Source organism: Clostridium sp. HGF2 (genome assembly GCF_964240115.1).
Lineage (GTDB): Bacteria > Bacillota_I > Bacilli_A > Erysipelotrichales > Erysipelotrichaceae > Clostridium_AQ > Clostridium_AQ innocuum.
Window position 1 is genome coordinate 497,714 of the sequence record NZ_CAXSSO010000002.1, and the last position, 16,317, is coordinate 514,030.

Sequence of the window (16,317 nt, forward strand, 5' to 3'; positions counted from 1 at the left end):
TTATGGAGAGACAAACTGGAATTTTAATGCCTATTTCGTCATTGCCTGGAAATCAGGGAATCGGTGATTTCGGCAAACACACCTATCGGCTCATAGATGCCATCAGTAAACAGCATATCCGCATCTGGCAGATTTTGCCACTGAACCCTGTAGGCTATGGGAATTCGCCCTACCAGCCGTTTTCATCGTACGCAGGGGATGAAATCTACATCAGTGTGGATACACTGGCAGATTACGGACTGCTTAAGCAAAGCTCTATCCGCAATTATAATAAATTTTCAGAAAAGGTGGATTATGACGGGGTTCGTGCTTTCAAGGCACCGTATCTGAAAAAGGCATACAAGACCTTTTTGAAGATGCAGGATACCTTTGCTCAGGAATACCAGCTGTTTTGTTCCACTGCTCCATGGCTGTATCCATACGCTGTTTTCATAACGCTGAAAAAGCATAATCAGATGGCAAGCTGGACACAGTGGCCAAAGGAGCAGCGTGAATGGATTCGCAACCGCCGCTTTTCGTTGAAGGAGTTTGAAGAGGAAATCCGTTATGAACAGTTTCTGCAGTTCATCTTCTATAAGCAGTGGAATCAGGTAAAAGCATATGCGAACGCACATGGTGTGGAAATCATGGGCGATCTTCCGTTTTATGTCGGACTGGACAGTGCGGATGTCTGGCAGAATCAGGAGGATTTCCTGCTGGATCCGCAGGGAAATCCAAGTCATATCGCAGGAGTACCGCCGGATTATTTCAGTGACGACGGACAACGCTGGGGAAATCCAATCTATAACTGGAAGCAGATGAAAAAGGATCACTATGATTTCTGGATGGAACGGCTCGCCTGGAATCAGCAGCAGTATGATATCATCCGTCTGGATCATTTCCGTGCCTTTGATACCTATTGGAAAATACCGGCATCCTGTCCGACTGCAAAGGATGGAGAATGGATCATGGGACCTTCCTATGAGTTTTTTGATGAGGTGTTCCGCCGATTCCCGGATATCCGTCTGATTGCAGAGGATTTGGGCGATCTGCGCAGACAGGTTGGCAAGCTGCGTGATCATTACAACCTGATGGGCATGAATGTCATATCCTTTGAGCTGCAGCCTAAGCTTTTGAAGAAGCCGCGGAAAGAGCATATCGTTTTATATACGGGAACGCATGATAATGATACACTGGAGGGCTTTTATCAGCTATTGACACAGAATCGGCGTATCGCCCTGCGCAGATTTTTCCATAACTGCGGCTATGATAACCGAATGTTTCACGAACTGGTGATTCGTTATTGTCTGGATAGTGCCGCCGATGTGGTCATCCTGCCAATGAGTGATATCCTTGGCTTGAAAAGTGAGGGGCGCCTCAATACACCGGGAACGATCGGCAGTCCGAACTGGGAGTGGAAGGTGAAAAACCTCAAGGAATTTTATGCACTGCTGCCAAAGCTGGGAGAATGGATGCAAGCAGGCGGGCGCAGCTGATTGAGATAATCAATATATTGAACATGGAAGCTGAAAAAAGGGTATCCTGTCTGTCGTATGGATAGAACCGGATTGCCCTTTTCGTTATGATGATAGATATCTTCACTGTTTTTCTGTTTTCAATTCGTTTTACATACATACTGAATTCCTTTTACCAGGCTGTAGATCAGGAACCAAAAACGATACAGCATAAAAAGCTTTTTCATACATTTTAGATTTCATGGATGAAAAAGCTTTTTGTTTTATTGCTGCGTTAGGAAAAATATGCGAGCTGATAAGTATCAGCGATTCTGGTTTGGCGTCTGCCGGGAAGTGCCCTCATCCGAGGAGGAAGTGGTATTGTCAGCTTCTCCAAGTGTGACTGTAAAGGTCTTAGTGGAACGATCCCGCAGGACGGTAATTTTCATAGTTTCTCCAGCCTTGTGGGAATTTACCACGGTTTTAACATCGGAAATACTTTCTACATCCTTGTCATCTACTTTTAAAATCTGATCACCGGCCTGCAGTCCTGCTTTATCAGCTGCCTTACCTTCCACGACACTTGCGATATAGACCTGTGTGCTGGTATCGGAGCTGAATGGATTGTTGCTGGTACCCAGGGTCAGTGTAACTCCCAGAGATGCGCGTCCCTTTACATAACCGTTTTCAATTAGATTTGTGATAACATCCTTTGCACGGTCGATAGGAATTGCAAAACCAAGACCTTCGATATTGGAACCACTGGATTTGGCATTAACAATACCGATCAGTTCACCCTGATCATTGAACAAACCGCCACCGGAATTTCCCGGGTTGATAGCAGCATTTGTCTGTAGAAGATGCATTGTCTGATTATCTATCGTCACTTCCCGATCCAGTGCGGAAATGATGCCGCTTGTCACGGTACCGCCAAGTTCACCAAGTGGGTTTCCAATCGCAACTGCGGTATCCCCTACTTCCAGCTTGGAGCTGTTGCCCAGTACAGCAGGCTTTAGGTTGCTTGCCTCGACCTTTATAACAGCCAGATCGGTGGAGGAATCATTGCCTATCAGTTTGGCATCGTAAGACTTTCCATCCTTGGTTGTTACCTTGATTTTGCTTGCACCGTCAATTACATGATTGTTTGTCACGATGTATCCATCCTTGCTAAGAATGACACCGCTGCCGGCACCTGACTGAACTGCCTGTTGGAAAAACTCATTCGTGGAAACTGATTCTGTTTTTATCTCCACAACGCTTTCCATGGCCTCATTCGCGATATCCTTGACTGACATACTGGTCGCGTTTGCTGTATTGCTTTTGGAAGAATTCGTTTTCTCAACTGCCTGATAAAGCACGGTTCCGTTTCCATTCGATTTGCTCAGCTGATATGCCAGTGTTGCTCCTCCAAATCCGCCTCCGATGGAAATCAGCAGACATCCGCTGATGATGCAGGCATTTTTGTGACGCTTCATAAACGATGGCTTTTTTTCCTTCTGCAAAGGTGCCCCTGCAGCTGCATCATCCATGTTCATTTCCGTGTTTTCTGATTTTTCATTGAACGAATTTTTTTTAACATCTTCCTCATTATGTTCTTCATATACTTCAAAGTCTTCCATATGTGTGTCCTCCTTCTATGCATAAGACTACAAGTGACATAGTCATTTTACGAGTCTTATTTTACAAAAACATTATCTCAGAAAAATATAGTAAATGTGTGAATTTCTTATGAATTCTGGATGGAATGTGTGAAAACATGCCGGAAAAAATCGAAAATAAAAGATTTTACAAAGAAAAACACGGAAACTTCCTTAACCATACAGACATGTTGTGCTATAATGAAAAGGGATTTTCTGAAAAGAAATGAATATCGTCTGTATTATGCGATTAACATAAGATAAGAAAAGTGAAAATGTCGGAGGGTAAAAACACATGGCTAAAACTACAAAAAAGAAAACATTAACAAAGAAAACAGCCAAGGCTGCAGCTAAGACAGAATCAAAGACAGCACAGGAACAGCTGAAGCTAACAGCGGAACCGGAAGCGAAGAAAATAACAGCAGAGAAGGAACCGGAAAAACTAACAACGAAAAAGATTGAAAAAATCACGACTGCGAAGGAAGCAGAAAAGCTGACTACAGCACCTGCACCAGAGAAAATCGAAACAAAGGATACCGTGAAGCTGGAAACAAGTGCAGCGAAAACTACAGGGGTAAAGAAGCCGACAGAAGCAAAAGCGGAGACTAAGAAAAAGCCGGTAGCGAAAAAAACTGCGGCAAAGAAAACAACGAAAAAAGAAGAAAGCAAAGAGGAAGCAGTAAAGGCAGAGGATAAACCGGTAAAGAAAGCTGCAAAGAAAACAGCAGCAGCGAAAAAAGCAGAGCCGACAGCGAAAAAGGCTGTGAAGAAGACTGAGGAAAAGAAGGCAGAGAAGAAGCCTGCGGCAAAAAAGGCAGCAGCGAAAAAAGCAGCACCGAAAAAGGCAGATAAGGAAAAGCTGGAGGCTTATGCAGCACTGTCCCTGGATGAAGCAATTCAAAAGGCACAGGCAATGGGTGTGCAGCATGTATACGAGGACTATACAAGATTCCTGCTTGATGAGGCAGACAGTAAACAAATTGCGAAAAACATCATCGATGGAAATGCTCTTTTGGAAAAGGGTTTCACATATGATAAGGACGGCTTTGATACGGATTTGATTTCTGTCGTTCTGGAAAAGGTAGCGGATACCATGGATGTAAAGGCTATGGATTATAAAGAACTGAAAAAGGATATCACGGCATGTCTGAAGGCTGAGATGACAGCAGATGCGGAAGCAAATGCTGCGGAATACCTGAAGGAGTTCAAGGTGTGTGAGAAGCTGCTGATGATCGGGCAGCGCAAAAACATTACAGATGCAGCGATCGTCAGTGATTTGATCGGTGCGGATGTGGATGCGTTTGTAGCACACTTCTTCCAGTTTGCATATGCAATTCTACCAGGCTGGCAGTATGATGATGTAAAATTCTATGAGGACTTTGCATTTGCGGTGCTTTCCCAGTACAGTGATCTGTATGAGAAATATCAGTTGAATATCCTGCTGGATGTTGCAGACCTTTACATCAAGCATGGTGATTTCGGTCATGGTGATGAATGCTATGGCTATATCCTGCGTGACAACCAGATTAAGGACTATATTTATTACCGTTTTGCTTCTGTGTATGAAGACATCGACTTCAACAAGGCGAAGGCACTTGCCTATGAGTCCCTGCAGTATGTTGACGGACGTTATACGTACTACCAGAACATCATGGATATCATTAACAAATAAATGAAAGCTAAGACCGGGAATCGTATGATCTACCGGTCTTTCTTTATGCTGCTTTGCTGAAATCCAATGCAGATAGTGATTGCAGGATTTACGTTACGATATGGAGCTTACAAAACATGATAACATAATAGGTCATTTATAAACTTGGTGGGTGTTTCTCATGAGAGACGTTATACATGGATTTTCTGAGAGAATCCTGATGGGGAATATTTTTTTCTAAAAAATGAAGAAAATGCTTGACGTAAGGGAATATTATTTGTTATACTATACAGGCAGTTAGAAGTATGGCGCGTTGGAGAAACGGTTAACTCACTTGCCTTTCACGCAAGCATTCACGGGTTCGAATCCCGTACGCGTCACCAAATGCAATTTGGACGAACTATGACAAATAGTTCGTTTTTTTATAAATCTGTGGTATCTGACTATAATCTTTCCTTAAAGTTTATAGTTGGGTACCACTTTTTTGTTATTCGGAGGTATGGATATGGCTGACAAAACGGACATTATACGCAATAAAAGAATCGTTTCTAACTTCACTCCGCAAGAAATGAACCAAGTTGAAGAACTTAGAACACGGTTAAATATCAATACTTATGGAAAATTAGTTCGTGTTATCTTACTTGCCGTTGCCAGAAATCCTGAGTTTGCGTTCCTTGCTTCTAAAGATAACACTTGGGATGACTTACCTGAGGATGTCAGAGAAAATATTGCATTGATCAGTAAGGTTGACGACACATTGGATATTCTGAATGATCATGGGTTGTTCAATAGAGATGGAGAGGAGGTAAAGAATGATCCCGGGACTTGAGTTGATAAAAAAGATCCATGCCGGTGCTGATGATACCTGTTATTCATCCATCCTCACCACTTGGGAGGAAAAATCGAGGTATGAACGATTGGAAGAGCTGATGTCTCTTTTATGTAAAGGTATGGATATGCAAACGGCTGTAAATCAGCTACATATCACTCCGGCCGGCGCAAAAGCCTTGCTGAAAGATTGCGAACATATCCGGATGGATAAAGGAAAACGATGTATGTATGATCATATGCTGCAGACCTCTATCTTTCTGGACCAATGTGAAGAAATGATGTTCACTCAAGCGGAAGATGTCTATTATTCACTCAATAGCTTTTATAAGCCTGAGAAAGCAGGCAGTAATGTCAGACATATCAATGCTATGGTATTGGATTTTGACTATTACAAGGATGACAGGTTTATGGACTGGGAAGCTGAAAGATTTTATAAAAAGAAGATTAAGGACAAGCTTCCCTTCCCTCCGACTGCTGTCATGGATTCCGGTCGTGGTCTTTATGTCATCTATGCATTCCAGCACTGTTCCTACCATATGGAAGGTCTCTACAGAGCCATCATGAAGGCGTTCTATATCCGTTTTGAAGAATTATGCATCGATGCCGGTGCGATGCTCATCACGCAGGTGATACGACTACCCGGTACGATCAACAGTAAATCCGGAAGACAGGTAAGGATCCTGCAGTATGAGGATACGGATTACCGTATCCAGGATTTCATTGAAATGCTCCCCTGGTCAGTGGAGGAGGTCAAGCAACATCGGCTGAAAAAGGAAAAAAAGAAAAAGCCGGAGAAGGAAGTGAAAAAGGACATATCGGCAAGGAAACCTTATTTTAAAGATTTCTATGAAGACATGCGAAAGCTGATCATCCTAAGGAATCATAACTGCCAGTATGAAGGATACCGAGAGTTGCTGCTATATCTTGTAAGAGAAAGAGCCGTCTGGTCGGGATATACGATCAAGGAATCGGTCGACCTTGCTATGGAGCTGAATAAGGAGATGCATCAGCCCTTGTCTGAAAAGGAAGTGGAAACTGTTTGCAGACCATCGCCGGGGAGACACAAATGTTCGATTGCGAAGATTATCGAAAAACTGAATATCGCGATGGTTGAGCAAAAAAGGCTAAGAGTGCTTAAGCGGAAGTGGTTGAAGAAATCAGAGTATGCCAAAAGGAAACGCAAGAATACACTGACGAATCTAACACCCAAACAGCAGGAGATCCTGGAAAGGAGAACGAGAGTATGTGAACTGAAGAACGTACATCATCTGAAGAACAAAGATATCGCCGATATCCTTGCGGTCGACAGATCTCTAGTCACGAGGGACCTGCAGCATATCAAGCAGAATCCCTCCAGATTCAAGATCTTATTAAAAGATTACATGGATAGGCTGAAGGAAAGAAGAGAAACAGATGACTATCGACTACGGCTCACCTATCAAAGGCAACAACAGCTTGAAAAATGGATGGGGTATGCACAGACAGCCCTGGATTACCTAGTCCGTGATCTGGATGTGTCCGTGACCTAAACACAAGCGGAAACGAGGGCTATAGAAATACGTTAATTTAGCAGGTATGCCTATAACCTATATCGAAGAAACAACTCCTAAAACGGCTGAAAACAAGCCGTGGTGCATGTACTCAGATGTGCAGAGATAAGGGAGTTGCAAAAAAATAGGCAGCATTGAAAAATCTGTGCAAGGGTGTTTTCGCAGAGATAGAACAACCATAAGTTTCCCCATTGATAGCCTTTTGAGGGGCATCCCCTTGCTGACGAAAACGAAAGAAAGAAGGACAAGAACATGAAAGAATACAGCATAAAACTAAGACTTACGGCAACAGAGGCAGAACAGCTCGTAAAAGCTGCAGCACAGCACGATCAGAAGGTTTCCAAACTCCTGGAATCCTTCATATACGACTTGGTCTCTTCCGATGAGCATCGTGGAGGAGATGAGGAGACGGAAGCAGCACAACAGTGGTATCAGCGACGCAATGAGGCGTTATACCCACATCATACGACCCCATTGACAGAAACGGATGCACTCCAACAGGCGGAATCGGATGCGCAGAAACGCTGTATACAGGAGGCATTCCGCTATACTCCCCTTTACTTCGAATGGATAAAAGCAACAATGGTAGAGAATGGCGTGATCATGGAAGACCAGGATCATGAGTGCGTATACTTTTTTATCAATACATATAATACTGTCGAATTTGACGGTGGATACGGAAACAGCTGTAATGACCTGCAGCGCGTTTGTACATATGAAAAGATCTCGTGGAAGGAAGTGGAAACTCGCCTACGCAGCTATACGAAAGAACATCAACAGGAATTACAGTATCACCTGCGAGAATGTTTCAAACAACTGCCAAAACAAGACGACAGTATCGACTATGTGCGGATAAAGATGACGAGGGATATATATCGTCTGGAAGCTATGCTGCGTGAGATCCTTGGAAATTTCTGTTATGAGTGAGTCACTGTTCGAACTGGATGAAACAGGAGAAGGAGGTAGTGTGACATGAAGAAATCAAAAACTGGAAGGGTCCCTGCATGGGTACTATCACATCTGAAAAGATACGGTAATTGTGCCATCGGAAGGAAGATCGCAAAAGAACTCGGAGATGAATTATTGCCCCTCCTACGAGAAGAGGGTTACGATTGTGAGTTCCTCACGATCGATCATAGCGGGGAAGGAAAAAGCGGAACGACCTACCTCGTCAGATGCCTATGCGGAAACAGAAGATAACAGCTGTACTTCATATGTTGCGCTACTTACATCAAGGCTGTGTCGGATATGCACAACATATTGAAATGCAGAAATGGATTCGACAAAAAGGATTGCATAACGTCTATCACTTCATGTGGGAAACCTTCCAAGATGCTTGGAAGAGGTGAAAGCGTCATGAATAGAAAGGAAAAACGGAAATGATGAAAAAAATCAGATGTATCATCATCGTATCGGCAATCATACTCTCAGCAGCATTACCCGGGTTAAAGAAACTGCAGCCGTTGGAACAGGAAGGCGTGAAGCTGACAAAATGTACGGATGGCGATACCGCACATTTTATGATCGATGGGCAAGATACGAAGGTGCGATTCCTAGCTATCGATACACCGGAGACGAAAAAGCCAAACACGCCGGTACAACCCTATGGCAAAGAAGCAAGCCAATATACATGTGATGCCCTTAGCAGCGCAAAAGAGATCCGTTTGGAATATGAAAAAGAAAAGACCGATACGTACGGAAGGTGCCTGGCGTGGGTGTTCGTAGATGATGAATTACTGCAGGAAAAGCTCATACGAAAGGGATACGCCAAAGTAGCGTACCTATACGATGAGTATACGTATACCGGCAGATTGCAAAAAGCAGAGAAAGAAGCGAAAGAGCGAGAGCCGGGTCTATGGGATAAGGAATAAGGAGAATTTTATGAATGAAAAAGAGAATCCACACGTATAAGTTTACGATTTATTTTGATAGTAATGCAAATTGTGAATGTGAGACTGAAGAAATATCTTACGAGGAACTCACAAAGATGTTGGATATGCCAGTGAAACAGGCATTGAATAAGTTTGGATATATAAATTTAAGAATAGAAGTATTAGACCATGAGGAGATGAAATTATGTCACATACAAAACAATATGAGCTGATCATAGAGCGTGCAAAGGATATGCAGATCATACAGATGGAGGAGGATCTTCTTGGAATCATGATGGATCTTGAAAGTGCAGATGAGACGTTCCACGTACGTTGGGATGACTTATTGGCCGCAGATGATTTCAACTTCGTACATGATGTTTGCGGCATCCGGAATCACATCGTCCGGGATAACTTCCCATCACATGATTTTGGATACTTCGTACCACGTTTTGCGGGAGATAGGACATGATGATCCTACGGTTAGAATTCGTACACGAAAGTGAAAGGACGCAGCTTCTAAAGAAGATCCGGGAGGATTATATCATCGTGGAAGAAAGTAAGGTGACCCCTTCCAAAAAGAAAAACAGCAAGAAGCTGCTGCAATTCATAGAAATAGAGAAACGGATCTAGCGGTACCACTCACTGGTACAACGAAAACGAAAACAAAAACGTAAAGAGGAGAAATAGAAATGAATAAAATCATCGCTATAACAAACAGAAAAGGTGGCAGTGGAAAGACGACAACCGCCAAGAATCTAGCATACGATCTCACACTGAACAGGAAACATGTGCTGCTCATCGATCTGGATCCACAATGCAATGCGACCGAAGGGCTGACGAGTAGAAAGTATAGCCGGACTGTCATCGGGATGCTGGAATGGATGCCGGTACGAAAGTGTATCTACAAAACAAGGTTTAAAGATCTGGATATCCTGCCGGGTAATGATTATCTTGCCAGTACAGAGGTACAGGACGATATCTTGATAAAACAGGTATTACCAATCCGAGAGGATTATGATCACTTCATCATCGACACATCGCCCTATTTCAATAAGCTCACCGCAGAAATACTGAAGATCAGTGACCTGGTCATCATCCCAACCCTGCTGGAAGACGATTCTATGAGAGGCGTCATGACGACAATCCAGGAACTGATGGCATTGTTTGGGGAAAGCATCCGCTGCAGGGTCCTGGCAACGATGGTGGACAGAAGCAAATATGCAGAGAATCTATTTACAGCTTTGAAAGAGGATATCGGAACATTATGCTTCGACACCTATATCCGGGAGAATCGGATACCAGTCCGAAGAGCAAGGCAGCATCATGCGCCGCTCTCTTATCGCTACCGGTATACATCGAAGGCTGCCAGAGACTACGAAAGGCTCACAAAAGAAATACTGGAGGTAATATGATATGGCGAAGAAAAGTATCCTCGGGGAATTCATGCAAAGCTCTGCAGGAAAAAAACTGGGCTTTGACAATCACATCATGAATATCCATTACACGAAGATAAAGCGACCGCAACGGAATCGCGAATTAAGAAGAATCGATGAATTGGCTGAAGATATCCAGGAGGACGGTCTGGAAAACAACCTTCTGGTGCGAAAGATAGAAAATGACAGATACGAAGTAGAACTGATCGGAGGGGAACGCCGATATTCTGCGATCCTGCGGAATATCGAACATGGAGATATGACCTACGAATATATCCCCTGTAAGGTCTTGACGATGAGTGATATAGACGCACGGAAACGGCTGATCCTCAATAATATTGAAAATGATCCGTTGACGAATGCCGAAAAACTGGAAGCTGTCGAGGAACTGAAAGAGATATACAAAGCAAAGAAGGAGGCCGGGGAAAACATCCCGGGGCGTATCCAGACGATCATCGCAAGTGAGATGGGGCTGAAGAAATCCCAGGTAGCCAATTATGAAAAGATCCTGAATCATGCATCAGAGGAAGTCAGAGAGAGCATCCGGAAAGAAGAACTGCCTCTTGATGCCGCTGCGACACTGGTGGATCTGGATGAAGAGGAACAACGCCGATTTCTAAACGAACATGATACCTACAGTAAGAAAGCGGTGGAATCCTACAAAGAAGCAAAGCATGCGCAAGAGCAGCCGATCGAAAAGCAACTCTATTATGATGAACACGATGAGATTCAAGAAATCGATATAGAGGATGTAGATCAAAGGAAGGATACAGAGGATGAGGAAGCCTTAGAAAGTGAAGCATGGGACAGCATAACAGATACGCCCCCTGTAGAAACGATCGAGGATATCATGACGGATATCGTCAATAACATGGAGAAACTGGAGCCGAAACTCCGTGGTGTCGAATTCCGTAATGAATATGCACAGTTTCAAAAGATCCAACGAGAGATCGATACATTGATGGAAGGATTAGGTCTGGTCTGTGAAGAGGCGTAGGTCCTATATCTTTGTACCAGTGACTGGTACAAGGTCGTGCATAACATGGAAACACATAAGGAGGAGAAATGAAAAATCGCAGAACGGATATATCCTGCAGGATAAAAAAATCAATCGTAAGTGTAGCGATCAATGTGACCACGATCGTACAAGAGCTATACGCAGAGGACCGAAAAGAGCTGATCGCTCAGATATCTGAAAGGAAAAGAAGAAAATATAAAGTTGCTTTGCATATGGTCAATATAAGCAAAACGATCACACACCTTGCGATGAATTATCTGCTCATGAAGATCATGTGGCAGATCGTCATGGACCCACCATTCGGCAAAGAAAAATACATGTTCTCATTCGAAGGCTGTCGTGCGTTGTTTGCTTGCTTCACTGTGATCATCGTCGATATTGAATGCACGAGGTGGATGTGTAAAAAGAAATCTATCAATATAGATAAATACCTTCGTATGCTCCCCTACCTGCCGATTAGTGGTGTCATATATCTATTCATAGCAGATATTGGAAACACAGATATCCTTTATCATATATTCCTTATCTTCCTTCTATTTTCGATATGTAAATCTCTGTCGAAAGCTATGGAACCTATCGTTTATCCATATTCCTCTATATCTCAGTAAACAACGAAAGATCAAGTGTACCAGTGAGTGGTACAGCAAAGAAAGGAGTACGTGCATATGATATTCTGGAAAAGATTCTATATCGTAAGGGAAACAAAAAGGCTCATGTCTACTCTGCCGATCACGAAAACACCTGTTTCTTACTTGTATTTTCAAATAGAGAGGATCGATTTCTATCGAATGAAGTATCGCTTCATTCTGGAGACCGATGCAGCCCACGGTCATCGAATCACAACATCCTAGAGAAAAGCAAGCCATCGATATTTGTACTATGATATGCCGGATAGTTTGCAGTATACGAGGACAGAAATTTGGAAATTGAGAATGCAAAAAAACAGTCAGCAAACGGTGAGGATCCCTTTCTACACCGATGCGATGCATTTGTTTGAAAATGAAGATATATGCTTTTTCAGTTGGTGTGATAATGGCATCACACCAACGAAGCCGGGATTGTATATATTGGGATGAATCTGTAGTAACAGGAATGCAAATCAAGGAGTCTTATACATGAAGATAAAAGAGAATCTTGCATACTGTAGAAGAAAAAGGAAATTGAGTTATCGTGAGCTTGGAGAGTTGACGAATATCAACTATGTTACTCTTTACTATATAGAATGTGGTAAAACTCCAAATCATCAGATATTGGTCATCGTTACATTAGCTCAGTTTTTCAATATCAGTCTTGATGAATTTGTAAATGTTGATTTGAAATGTAAAAACAATATAGAGGATAAAGCAAACGATACATAAAACGGAATACATATAGAGCGTCATTATAAATGTACCAGTGAATGGTACAAAAAAAATCTGCTGTTGCAGTCGGCAGAGAATCACCATAGCCTCATCTTCTGTAAAATAAGTGCTATGGAAATGGACAGAGCCTCAACGAGAATCATTACTACCGAGATTATAAATCTTTATAAGATTTATAAATCGCGAGAATACTAGAAACTATTGTTAAGATCTTAATTATGTAATCAAAATATTCCATAATCATCGGCTCCTTTCTACAGGAGACGATATCTGTCCAGATTCCCTGCCGACTGTAACAGCAGAAATGAACAATTACTTGTTCATTATAGAAAGTATATCATGGAAAGTGAGGATTTTAAATGTATTTACAAAAAAACTTCAATTATTTAAAAAAGAAAAATAATCTTACTTATCGAGATATCAGATCATTCCTCAAATGTGGTACAGAAACGATAAATATAGTAAGTAATGGTGATCAAAATAATGTGCGTATCGAGATAGTAGTAAAACTTGCTGAATTGTTAAATGTAAGTCTAGATGAATTGGTTAAAATAGATCTTGAAAATCTAGAGAAAAATACATAATTCAAAATATGTACCAGTGAGTGGTACAAAAATCTGTTGTAGAAGTCGACAGAGTAGCGATTACAGTCTATACATCTCAAGGATTTTTGAGATAAGAACTGTAATTTGAACTGATACTTATGAAAACCAAAAAACTAATATGAATCATATCTTACTTCTTAGAAGTTTTATATAACTCAATAAGAGTCCTGATAATCAATAAAATTATATTTACAAAATTAAAAATTCCATAAACATCATCTCCTTTCTACCAGGAGATGACATCAGTTCCGTTTCTCTGCCGGCTTCTACAACAGATCATAGTCGTGTAATTCGCTACAGCTTTCAAAACAGAAAGGATGAGTATGATGTATCTACAAAAAAATTTCAATTATCTAAAGTTTAGAGAAGATCTATCCTTTAGAAAAATTGCAAAAGAAACAGGTATCAATACAAATACGCTTCAGATATTATCTAAAAAAATGATGGAAATATGAGGATAGAAGTAGTTTTGAAGCTTGCCGATTTCTTTCAGGTATCGTTAGATGAATTCGTAAAAAAGGATCTAACGACGAATTTCTAAGAGGATGTACCACTCACTGGTACAGGAACGTATATCGGTTTTTATAGATGAGGTCACAGTGAGGAGGAATCACATGAAGATTGAAACATATACAGAATTATCAAAAACATTACCAAGCGCAAAGATGTGCTATGAACAACTGCCTAATGAAGAAATCGATAAGGAAATGTTGGCACCATTCGTATGTTTGATACAAGTGTGTGAAAGCGTCTTTGAAGAGGAAACGACACGCAGGGAGAAGCAGCGTATCGGGATACAGAATGCGCAACAGAATGGTGTCCGTATAGGACGCCTTGAGGTTCCTTGTAGTAAGAAATTTTTGAAGCTGGCATATCTGCAATCTAAAAATAAAATAACAGCAGCAGAAGCTGCTGAACAATTGCATAGATCTCTATCTACCTATTATAAGCTACAGAATAAATATTGTAAGGAAATAGAGCAATGGAAGAAGCAAGAAGTCTGATCATATTTCTGATCATCAATCTATCTGCCTTCCTCTGTTATCTGCTAGGAAAAGCAGATACGGAGAAGCGAAAACATCATGAAGAAGAATAAGCAAAAAAAACTCATATAGACTTTGTTATGAAAATGTACCAGTCACTGGTACAAAGGAAGGAGGCTATCGATGGTATGGATCCTTATCATTGGAATCGTATGCATTTCATTCAGCATATTGTCATATGCCCTTTACAAGGTAAGTGATGAAGCTGATAGACGAGCAGGATATGACGAATAAAAAATGTACCAGTCACTGGTACATTCGAGCATTCCTACCAAACATCTTATGAAAAAGATCCGATAAGATGGATATTCATATGAAAAGGTGTCATGAGCCATATCTCGGCATAAACATAGGAGCTTACATACGGAGCGGAGAAAATCATGCTAATGTTCCCGGAATACATCATCGTTCTCGGAAACAGATGAAATTGTGAAAACCAGTCAGTACTGTAAAAAGTTGAGATTCTTTTCCGCAATATCCCATCTTCTGGACGATCGTAGAAACATGAGAGTAAAATGTAATAAAGAAGTTCTTCTGTATGCATGGATCAGGCCTCTACGATCGGCTACAAGCTAGGATATGATCCGCTTATAATTATAACAGATAAGAAAGAAAAAGCCAGAATAATGCAAGGCAATCGTACCAGTCACTGGTACATGTCATGTGCAAGTGGAAATGATACATTTGATCAACAAATAGGAATTTAACATAAAAAGAGATATCGAAGGGTATATGTAATTGTTATCCCCTTACGATAGTGATATACTAAAAATAGATAGAAAAGTGGAGGGAATATATTATGAAGAAATTATTAAGTATCGCTGCAGTGGCAGCGCTCGTATTGACAGGTTGCAGTAAAGAGCTGAAGGTAAAGACGGTTGATAAACTGACTGTGGAGTATGGCGATACATTGGATAACAACAAACTCTTTGACGCAAAAAAATCTGATAAAAATATCAAAGTAGATAAAGTACAGGATTTCAATGCAAAGAAAGTTGGAAATCAGACCTTGAAGGTCACATTTACTGATGGGGACAAGACTATCCAGAAAGATGTGAAGATCACAGTTAAAGATACGAAGAAACCTGAAATTGTACTGAAGAAGGATAAAGTCACGATCACTGCAGGTGATAAACTTAATCTGAAAGACAATGTAAAATCAGTAAAGGATCCCGTAGATGGTGCTTTGAAATACAGTGATAAAGAAATAAAAAAATCCGGCTACTACATTGATAAAGGAAAATTAAACACAAAGAAAGCCGGAACTTATGAAGTCATTGTAAAAGCATTTGATGTGAACGGAAACAAGACGGAGAAGAAATTCAAAGTCATCGTAAAGAAAAAAGAAAAGGCAAAAGCAACTACTGAAGGACAGAAATCTGAAGCAGCCCAGAATAACAATAATGCTGGACAACGATCAGAGACATCCTCTCCATCTACAGGTAATCAAAATGCAGGGACAAGTGGAGGACAAGGAAGCAGCACTGCGAATACCGGAAGCTCCCACGGTTCCAATGGAGCACAGAGTTCCGCTCCTTCCCAGGCAAAGCCATCAACACCTGCTCCAGCACCTTCAGCTCCGCATATCACATATGATGGTAGAAAGCAAGGTTTACCTATTTCTATGCAATCACCTATATTTGATGATCCAAGGGCTGCAGAAGCATGGGCCGATCAATTCTTTGGTACTCTGGATGAAAGTAGTCCATATTATAATTTAGGATATAGCTCTTGTTATATAGGTTACAGTGATGGAACTGAAAAATATTCAATATATTGGTATTAAAATCATTTAACAATAAGGAAGCGAAAATATCGCTTCTTTTTTGTTAATAGAAAATCAAGGCGGACAGAGGTTCGTCTTTTTTTATTGGAGGTGAC

The 16,317-nt window shown here is 41.3% G+C and carries 18 protein-coding genes and 1 tRNA gene; 18 read left to right on the forward strand and 1 reads right to left on the reverse strand.

Annotation, left to right across the window (positions count from 1 at the left end; genetic code table 11):
• Window positions 1-2 precede the first annotated feature (2 nt).
• A complete protein-coding gene (gene malQ / locus ACESPQ_RS06175) occupies window positions 3-1,475 on the forward strand; it encodes a 4-alpha-glucanotransferase (RefSeq protein WP_002608332.1) in 1,473 nt (490 codons plus the stop codon).
• A gap of 281 nt (window positions 1,476-1,756) precedes the next feature.
• Here the strand turns inward: malQ and ACESPQ_RS06180 are convergent, their stop codons facing one another.
• Entirely contained in the window at window positions 1,757-3,052 is a 1,296-nt protein-coding gene (locus ACESPQ_RS06180; RefSeq protein ID WP_373144080.1) for a S1C family serine protease, read from the reverse strand.
• Window positions 3,053-3,365: 313 nt separating this feature from the next.
• On the opposite strand from ACESPQ_RS06180, the gene ACESPQ_RS06185 reads away from it, so the two are divergent.
• From ACESPQ_RS06185 to ACESPQ_RS06265, 17 genes are all read left to right on the forward strand, one after another.
• A complete protein-coding gene (locus ACESPQ_RS06185) occupies window positions 3,366-4,742 on the forward strand; it encodes a neurofilament protein (RefSeq protein ID WP_373144081.1) in 1,377 nt (458 codons plus the stop codon).
• A 286-nt stretch (window positions 4,743-5,028) separates the two neighbouring features.
• Window positions 5,029-5,104 (forward strand) — tRNA-Glu (locus ACESPQ_RS06190).
• 122 nt (window positions 5,105-5,226) lie between these two features.
• Window positions 5,227-5,550 (forward strand): hypothetical protein, encoded by a 324-nt coding sequence (locus ACESPQ_RS06195; RefSeq protein ID WP_373144082.1) that lies wholly within the window; start codon window positions 5,227-5,229, stop codon window positions 5,548-5,550.
• The gene (locus ACESPQ_RS06200) at window positions 5,534-7,081 is read left to right on the forward strand and encodes a hypothetical protein (protein WP_373144083.1); all 1,548 of its coding nucleotides are present in this window, start codon (window positions 5,534-5,536) and stop codon (window positions 7,079-7,081) included. The genes ACESPQ_RS06195 and ACESPQ_RS06200 overlap by 17 nt, the downstream gene beginning before the upstream one ends.
• A gap of 273 nt (window positions 7,082-7,354) precedes the next feature.
• Entirely contained in the window at window positions 7,355-8,029 is a 675-nt protein-coding gene (locus ACESPQ_RS06205) for a hypothetical protein (RefSeq protein ID WP_373144084.1), read from the forward strand.
• Window positions 8,030-8,074: 45 nt separating this feature from the next.
• Window positions 8,075-8,302 (forward strand): hypothetical protein, encoded by a 228-nt coding sequence (locus tag ACESPQ_RS06210; protein WP_257275914.1) that lies wholly within the window; start codon window positions 8,075-8,077, stop codon window positions 8,300-8,302.
• A gap of 179 nt (window positions 8,303-8,481) precedes the next feature.
• Window positions 8,482-8,973, forward strand: coding sequence for a thermonuclease family protein (locus tag ACESPQ_RS06215; RefSeq protein WP_373144086.1), 492 nt, complete (start codon window positions 8,482-8,484; stop codon window positions 8,971-8,973).
• 205 nt (window positions 8,974-9,178) lie between these two features.
• Window positions 9,179-9,445, forward strand: a complete 267-nt coding sequence (locus ACESPQ_RS06220) for a hypothetical protein (RefSeq protein ID WP_021420971.1) — start codon at window positions 9,179-9,181, stop codon at window positions 9,443-9,445.
• Window positions 9,442-9,606: a hypothetical protein gene (locus tag ACESPQ_RS06225; RefSeq protein WP_002609150.1), complete on the forward strand. Its 165-nt coding sequence runs from the start codon at window positions 9,442-9,444 to the stop codon at window positions 9,604-9,606. The genes ACESPQ_RS06220 and ACESPQ_RS06225 overlap by 4 nt, the downstream gene beginning before the upstream one ends.
• A gap of 59 nt (window positions 9,607-9,665) precedes the next feature.
• Window positions 9,666-10,388 carry a ParA family protein gene (locus ACESPQ_RS06230; RefSeq protein ID WP_373144087.1) on the forward strand — a complete coding sequence of 241 codons (723 nt, stop codon included), beginning with the start codon at window positions 9,666-9,668 and terminating at the stop codon, window positions 10,386-10,388.
• Between the two features lies 1 nt (window position 10,389).
• Window positions 10,390-11,406 (forward strand): ParB N-terminal domain-containing protein, encoded by a 1,017-nt coding sequence (locus ACESPQ_RS06235; protein WP_257369439.1) that lies wholly within the window; start codon window positions 10,390-10,392, stop codon window positions 11,404-11,406.
• 68 nt (window positions 11,407-11,474) lie between these two features.
• Window positions 11,475-12,035, forward strand: coding sequence for a hypothetical protein (locus ACESPQ_RS06240; protein ID WP_373144088.1), 561 nt, complete (start codon window positions 11,475-11,477; stop codon window positions 12,033-12,035).
• Window positions 12,036-12,092: 57 nt separating this feature from the next.
• Window positions 12,093-12,278, forward strand: coding sequence for a hypothetical protein (locus tag ACESPQ_RS06245; RefSeq protein ID WP_008819086.1), 186 nt, complete (start codon window positions 12,093-12,095; stop codon window positions 12,276-12,278).
• 264 nt (window positions 12,279-12,542) lie between these two features.
• Window positions 12,543-12,785, forward strand: coding sequence for a helix-turn-helix domain-containing protein (locus ACESPQ_RS06250; protein ID WP_373144089.1), 243 nt, complete (start codon window positions 12,543-12,545; stop codon window positions 12,783-12,785).
• A 362-nt stretch (window positions 12,786-13,147) separates the two neighbouring features.
• The gene (locus ACESPQ_RS06255) at window positions 13,148-13,372 is read left to right on the forward strand and encodes a hypothetical protein (RefSeq protein WP_008819084.1); all 225 of its coding nucleotides are present in this window, start codon (window positions 13,148-13,150) and stop codon (window positions 13,370-13,372) included.
• Between the two features lie 635 nt (window positions 13,373-14,007).
• Window positions 14,008-14,397, forward strand: coding sequence for a hypothetical protein (locus tag ACESPQ_RS06260; RefSeq protein WP_373144090.1), 390 nt, complete (start codon window positions 14,008-14,010; stop codon window positions 14,395-14,397).
• A gap of 838 nt (window positions 14,398-15,235) precedes the next feature.
• Window positions 15,236-16,222, forward strand: coding sequence for a bacterial Ig-like domain-containing protein (locus ACESPQ_RS06265; RefSeq protein ID WP_373144091.1), 987 nt, complete (start codon window positions 15,236-15,238; stop codon window positions 16,220-16,222).
• The last annotated feature ends 95 nt before the right edge of the window (window positions 16,223-16,317 follow it).